General features: G+C 61.2%; 7 protein-coding genes and 1 pseudogene. 7 read left to right on the top strand and 1 reads right to left on the bottom strand.

What is annotated here, in order from left to right:
* The first annotated feature begins 213 nt into the window (after window positions 1-213).
* The 7 genes and pseudogenes from trbJ (at window position 214) to ADT71_RS00925 (ending at window position 5,630) form a co-directional block, all read left to right on the top strand.
* Complete coding sequence (trbJ, locus tag ADT71_RS00895; protein ID WP_054434273.1) at window positions 214-960, top strand: P-type conjugative transfer protein TrbJ; 747 nt, start codon at window positions 214-216, stop codon at window positions 958-960.
* A gap of 135 nt (window positions 961-1,095) precedes the next feature.
* Window positions 1,096-2,411 (top strand): annotated as a pseudogene (gene trbL, locus ADT71_RS00900) (P-type conjugative transfer protein TrbL).
* Window positions 2,412-2,414: 3 nt separating this feature from the next.
* The gene (gene trbF, locus ADT71_RS00905; RefSeq protein WP_054434275.1) at window positions 2,415-3,221 is read left to right on the top strand and encodes a conjugal transfer protein TrbF; all 807 of its coding nucleotides are present in this window, start codon (window positions 2,415-2,417) and stop codon (window positions 3,219-3,221) included.
* On the top strand, window positions 3,218-4,042 hold the full coding sequence (gene trbG / locus ADT71_RS00910) for a P-type conjugative transfer protein TrbG (protein ID WP_054434277.1): 825 nt from the start codon (window positions 3,218-3,220) through the stop codon (window positions 4,040-4,042). Before trbF ends, trbG begins: the two co-directional genes overlap by 4 nt.
* A complete protein-coding gene (locus tag ADT71_RS00915; RefSeq protein WP_369818138.1) occupies window positions 4,039-5,166 on the top strand; it encodes a TrbI/VirB10 family protein in 1,128 nt (375 codons plus the stop codon). The genes trbG and ADT71_RS00915 overlap by 4 nt, the downstream gene beginning before the upstream one ends.
* Window positions 5,167-5,214: 48 nt before the next feature.
* Entirely contained in the window at window positions 5,215-5,445 is a 231-nt protein-coding gene (locus ADT71_RS00920; RefSeq protein WP_054434279.1) for a DUF2274 domain-containing protein, read from the top strand.
* On the top strand, window positions 5,442-5,630 hold the full coding sequence (locus tag ADT71_RS00925; protein WP_054434281.1) for an AlpA family phage regulatory protein: 189 nt from the start codon (window positions 5,442-5,444) through the stop codon (window positions 5,628-5,630). Before ADT71_RS00920 ends, ADT71_RS00925 begins: the two co-directional genes overlap by 4 nt.
* Before the next feature lie 127 nt (window positions 5,631-5,757).
* Here ADT71_RS00925 and ADT71_RS00930 read toward each other — a convergent pair whose 3' ends face one another.
* Window positions 5,758-6,417 (bottom strand): hypothetical protein, encoded by a 660-nt coding sequence (locus tag ADT71_RS00930; protein ID WP_132470456.1) that lies wholly within the window; start codon window positions 6,415-6,417, stop codon window positions 5,758-5,760.
* Window positions 6,418-6,531: the final 114 nt, after the last annotated feature.

A 6,531-nucleotide genomic window follows, 5' to 3' on the forward strand; every position in this document is an offset into this window, starting at 1 on the left:
CGCTGAGGCCGAAGACAATTACTATGCAGCCCTCGAGAACCTCGATATGGCTGCATAGCCAAATGAAAACTGCCTCCTGAAAACCCGGGGCGCTTCACAGCATGGGCAGGCAGGTTTTGCCGCTGCCTGGCTTCGCGAAAGCGGCCTTGGCTGGGCTGCAGATCTCGCCGCCGACTTCCCGACGCCTGTCACGCACATCCCAGGAGAAGCATAATGCGATTTTCCCGCATCGCGCACGCCTTTCTTCCCTCGGCCTCGATCGCCTGCGTTGGCCTCGCCGCCGTCTCGCTCGCCGTTCCCGCGCCGGACGCCCACGCACAGTTCACCGTGTTCGATCCCACCAACTACGCACAGAACATCCTGACGGCGGCCCGCACGCTTCAGCAGGTCAACCAGCAGATCCAGCAACTGCAAAACGAGGCGCAGATGCTCGTGAACCAGGGCAGGAACCTTGCGCGCATCGACTTTCCCGAACTCGATGCCATCAAGACCAAGCTTGCCCAAATCGATACGCTCATGGCCCGCGCCACCGGCATCGACTTCAAGGTCGATCAACTCGACGAGAAGTTTGCCAAGCTCTTTCCGCAGGATTTCAGCTCGGCATTGACCAGTGATACCCGCGTCCGCGATGCCCGCAGTCGTCTCGATGCCAGCATCTCCGCGTACCGCCAGACGATGACTGTCCAGTCCGGCATCGTCGAGAACATCCAGGACGATGCCCGCTCGCTGGGCGCGATCGTGGCCCGCAGCCAGGATGCACAAGGAGCACTCCAGGCCCAGCAGGCCACCAACCAGATCCTGGCGCTGACCGCCAAGCAACAATTCCAGCTCCAGCAGATGATGGCCGCCCAGTTCCGCAGCGAAGCACTCGAGCAGACTCGCCGAGAAACGCAAGGCACAGAGGCGCGTGCCGCCACCAAGAAATTCCTCGGCTCCGGATCGGCCTACACGCCCGATTAGTCCTTGCGGGCCGCAAAGGCCCGGTCCGGCAAGGCGACGACGCGCATCCTCTCGCGTCGCCGCCGTCGCGAGGCGCAGCCCAACTCCCCAGCTGCGCCTCGCGACCCTCCTCCCCTTGAATGGAAGGTGTGCGCCTTGAACGACCTCAACGTCATCGATCGCTTCCTGCAGGCATTCATTACCTACATCGACAGCGGCTTCGGTCTTCTTGGGTCCGATGTCGGCTTCCTGTCGGCGACGCTGATCGGGATCGACGTAACACTGGCCGGCCTGTTCTGGGCGATGGGCGGAGAAGACAACATCATCGGCCGCTTCCTCCGTAAAATCCTCTACGTCGGCGCATTCGCCTACATCCTGAACAACTTCTCGTCGCTTGCCGACATCATCTTCCGGTCATTCGCGCAGGCCGGGCTGACGGCGGGAGGCGGTAGCCTGTCGGCCGCCGACCTGCTCAAGCCCGGACACTTGGCCGCGATCGGTTTCGAGGCTGCATGGCCCTTGCTCGACCAGGCCAGCGACATGGTCGGCTTCACGACCTTCTTCGACAACTTCCTGCCCATTGTGATCCTGCTATTCGCCTGGGCCTTGGTGGTCATCGCGTTCTTCATCCTCGCGATCCAGATGTTCGTGTGCATCCTCGAGTTCAAACTCTCCAGCCTTGCCGGTTTCGTCCTCGTTCCCTTCGCACTGTGGAACCGCACGAGCTTCCTTGCCGAACGGGTACTGGGCCATGTGGTAAGTTCGGGCGTCAAGGTGATGGTGCTTGCCGTGATCGTCGGCATCGGGTCCGGCTTCTTTTCCGAATTCACTACGGCGCTCAATGGCAACGATTCCGACATCGCCACTGCCATGAGTCTCGTCCTCGCAAGCCTGTCGATGCTTGGGCTCGGCATCTTTGGCCCTTCGATCGCCTCTGGTCTCGTCTCAGGCGCTCCGCAACTGGGCGCGGGCGCCGCAATCGGCACGGCTGCCGGTGCAGGCGGAATGGCTATGCTTGCGGGCGGCGCCGTGACAGGCGGAGCGAGCCTTGCAGGCACCGCTGCACTCGGTGCGGTTCGCTCGGGCACGGCCATGGGAGCCGCCACCTCACGTCCTATCGCATGGGCCAGCAAGCGGCGGGCAAGCAGACGGTAGGTGCAGGGCTTGCCGGTATCTCTCGCTCGGCAGCAAATGCCGCGAAGACGCGCATGGGCAGATCGCTCGGGCTTCGCGAAGCGACTGCACGAGGGCGCGAAGCTGGCCAGGAGGCGTTCAACACGCCTGCTGCGGCGCCCGCCACAGGCCCGGTGGCTCCCGCTGGCAGCAATTCCGACACGCCACCTGCCTGGGCACGGTCGCTGCGCGCCGAGCAGGCCAGCCGGCACCGACGCCAGCTTGCCGTCCACGCACTCCAGCAAGGCGATCGCGGCGGCGGGTCCGCTACCCCCGACATCAAGGAAAGGAACGACTGAGCGATGTTCTTCAAACGCAGCCTCCAGAGGTACGGTCGCACGCCCGCCCCTGAAACGCCCTACCAGCGCGCTGGGCAATTGTGGGACGAGCGGGTCGGCTCAGCCCGGACCCAGGCTAGGAGTTGGCGCCTCATGGCATTCGGCTGCCTCGCGCTGACAAGCGGCACATCGGCGGCACTCGCCTGGCAATCGATGCACAGCAAAGTCACCCCTTACGTCGTCGAGGTCGATCGGATCGGCGAGGCACGGGCCGTACGCCCCGCCGAAATGGCCTACCAGCCGACTGACCCTCAAATAGCCTGGTATCTCGCCAGGTTCATCAGCAATGTGCGTACGGCCTCGCTCGACCCAGTCCTGATGCGACAAGGCTGGCTTGAGGCCTACGACTTCACAACACGGCGCGGCAGCCAGTTCCTCAATGACTACGCTCGTGGCGCCACGCCATTCGCCCGCGTGGGAGAGCGCACCGTCTCGGTCCAGGTGACGAGTGTCATCAGGGCCTCGGACAAGTCCTTCCAGATAAAGTGGACGGAGGCCGTCTTCGAGCGCGGCAGCCTGACGGGAAGTACCCACTGGACGGCGATCCTCACCGTCGTGACGCACATGCCGACGTCCGCGGAGGTGCTGCGCAAGAACCCGCTGGGAATCTATGTCGATGCGATCGACTGGAGCCGGGAGTTCGATGCCGGCGAGGCCCCGTCCCTCCCGGCGCCCAAGGGCGCTTCGCAGGCAGTGCCAACCGCACGCACCGGCGTGGCCTCCAATTCGACAAAGCGCCAACCCACTGACGAGCAGGAGACGATCCGATGAAACTAGCCGTGTTACCGGTAGCTGCCGGCCTTGCCTTTTCGAACCCGTCGTGGGCGCAAAATCCGGTCGATCAGTTTGCTGCCGCGACGCATGCTGCAACGATGAAGCCGACATCGGCAGGCTTCGTGGCGGGCGCACAAGTCTTTCCCTACAACGAGAACGTAATTTTCGAAGGGTACGTCGCGCCCGGCCTGGTTACCGATCTTGCGCTCCAGTCTGGCGAGGCTCTTGTCGCCGTGGCAAGTGGCGATACCGCTCGCTGGGCCATCGGGGATACGACCAGCGGATCGGGAAGCGACCGGCAGACCCACGTGCTGGTAAAGCCGTTTGCACCAGGTCTGGCGACGAACCTGGTGATCACCACGGACCGGCGAACTTACCATGTCCATCTCGTCAGTACGCGCGGCACGGCCCTGTCCTCGATGCGCTGGACCTATCCTCAGGACGAGATGCTCGCCTGGAAGCGAAAGACCGAGACAGCGATAGCGGCAACCCCGGTTGCTTCCGGGCTCTCGATCGAACGCCTTCATTTCGATTATGCGATTAGCGGCGACAAGCCGGCATGGCGCCCCTTGCGTGCATTCGACGATGGTGAGCGAACCTATGTCGAATTCCCTGCCTCGTTCGGAGTTGGCGAAGCGCCCCCGCTTTTCGTAGTCGATGCCGACGGCAAGGCCGAACTCGTCAACTACCGCCAACGCGATCGCTTCTACGTCGTGGATCGCCTGTTCGATGCAGCGGAACTGCGTCTCGGTCTCAAGAAGCAGCAGGTCGTTCGAATCCAACGCCGTTCGTCACCTCATCTCGGGAGGGAAAAGTGACGGACGTCGCCCCCCCTGAACCGGCCAAGAAAGTGGATCCGGAAACGCTGGAACTGCGCACGCCCCCTCGACGTGCGATCAGGCTGCGCAGGAACGTCGTGGTCGGCGCTACTGCCTGCGCCAGCGTCGCGCTACTCGGTATTACATGGCTGGCACTCAAGCCGCAGGTCATCCGGAAGGTCGCGCAAGACAGCGAGTTGTCCCAGCCCGGAGTCAATGGTGCGCCTGATAGCCTCGCGGGACTTCCTGGAAGCTATGGCGACGTCCCCAAACTCGGGCCGCCTCTGCCTGGCGACCTAGGCCGACCAATTTTGCGGGCACAGGAAAGAGTGGGAGCTACAGCAGAGGGCAACCCATCCCGAACCGACGAGCAATCGGCACGCCGTCAACAGCAAAGATCTGAATTGCAAGCTGCTCGTCAATCGGGCCTGCTTGCGCAAGTGTCGTCGGGACGCACCGCCAACCCAGTCCTGCCATCGCCCGGCATCGCACCGGATGCATCCAGCCCGCTGGTTCCTCAGACCACGCGCAAGGAACAATTCGCAGGCATCCTGGATACCGGATCAACCGATAATACCCATCGACTAGTGCCCCTGACCTCGCCCCGCAGCATCCTGGCAGGCAGCGTGATCCCCGCCAGCCTCATCACAGGTCTGAACTCCGACCTTCCGGGCATGGTAACGGCGCAGGTTACACAGAACATTTTCGATACGGTGACGGGCCGCATTCTGCTTATTCCGCAAGGTGCCCGGCTCATAGGCAAATACGATAGCCTCGTGGCTTTCGGCCAGAAGCGGGCGCTCGTCGTATGGCAACGCCTTATCCTCCCAAACGGGAGTTCACTGCCGCTGGACAACATGCCGGCGACCGACCCGTCAGGATACACTGGCCTTGCAGACAAGGTCGACTTCCACACCTGGACGCTTCTGAAAGGCGTTACGATCGCCACGATGCTCGGCGTCGGATCTGAATTGACGATCACCGGCGAAGGCGGATTGGTGGAAGCCATCCGACAATCTGCCCAGACCAACACTGCGCGCGCAGGGACCAGATCACCCAGCGCAACCTCGAAGTACAGCCCACGATCACGATCAGGCCCGGCGCACCGGTACGCGTCCTTGTGACCCGTGATCTCGTCCTATAGCCCCGATGACTGCGACAGGAGATACACTATGGCCGACCTGAAGCTTGCAAGGCTACCGGACCGCACCCCGGTGAAGCTTGCAATCACCATCACGCCCGATCTGCAAAACGCCCTTCAAGCCTATGCCGGTCTGTATGCGGCCCAGTACGGCGTCGAAGAACCCGTGACGGAACTCATCCCGGCGATGCTCACGGCCTTCCTCGAAGGCGATCGGAATTTCGTGCGCGCCCGCGATGCCGCTCGAAGGAACCGGTTGTGAGTGAGAGAGCCCAGGACAAGTTCATTGAACCGCTGACCGTGCGCATTGCCACGGCCGTCCGGATCACCGGGCTCAGCCGATCCCGTATTTACGAACTTATTCAGGCAGGAGAGCTCGATACTGTGAAAGTCGGGCATGCGACGTTGATCCAGTACCAGAGCCTGAAATCACTCACCCGGAACTGACTCGCTCACCTATCACCTATACGTATTCATCACGCCGCACGCGGGATTGCCGATCAATCTACGCCCTTCCGATACGCCTGTGAAAATGTCTGCTTGCGCCGGGATGCGTCATTCAGCACTCAAAAAGCTATACCCGCAGCAGGATATAAACTGCGACGGACAACGCAGTTACCCAGACAACCAAGAGAGCCGTTCGGACGTCTAGGGTCCGGCGAAGGCTGGCTTGATGTATCACGACCTGCTGCTGTAGAGCCAAAATCTCTGACTGATGCGATTGTGAAATCTCCTCCACCCTTTCAATTACGTCAGAACGGGCACGCACAAGCGAGGCAGTAAGGTTTTCAATCTCAATCTGTTGAGAAAAGGCTTGTTCCTGCAAAAACAAGATATCTTTTCTTTGCTGCTCGGATACCTTCTCTATCGTTTCCACCGCGTTGGTCAGCGAACTATGCCTGTCGTGCTGGCCCCTGATACTGTCTTCCATATCATCGACGCACCCCAGCATGCGGTCGATTTTCATATCATGCTCACGAAGGACCTCGTTCATCTTCTTTTGCTTCCAGAGCAAGTCTTCCTGCTCCTTCAATTGCCGGATGACAGAGAGTACTTCCTGGCGCGCCAGATCTGATAATTCTTCGTCTGATGCGCCGTGAAGGCGCATTTCAAGCTCGCGCACTACGATACGAGTGGCGGCAATATTGCCCACTCCCAACTTAAAAAGATACTTGGTCACCTCAGCGAGGCGTGCCTGAAAATCAAAAGAGATTTTCTGCGCGTGCGTCCCCAATTGCACTGCTTCAGCTAGGCTCAGGACTCACTGATCAGAGCCAGAAGAGGACAGTTGCAGCCAAGGCGAGTGCGGAAAAGAAGACGGTGGGGCAGCGGTCATATCGTGTAGCGA

The organism is Novosphingobium sp. ST904, from assembly GCF_001298105.1.
In the GTDB taxonomy this organism is placed as follows: Bacteria; Pseudomonadota; Alphaproteobacteria; order Sphingomonadales; family Sphingomonadaceae; genus Novosphingobium.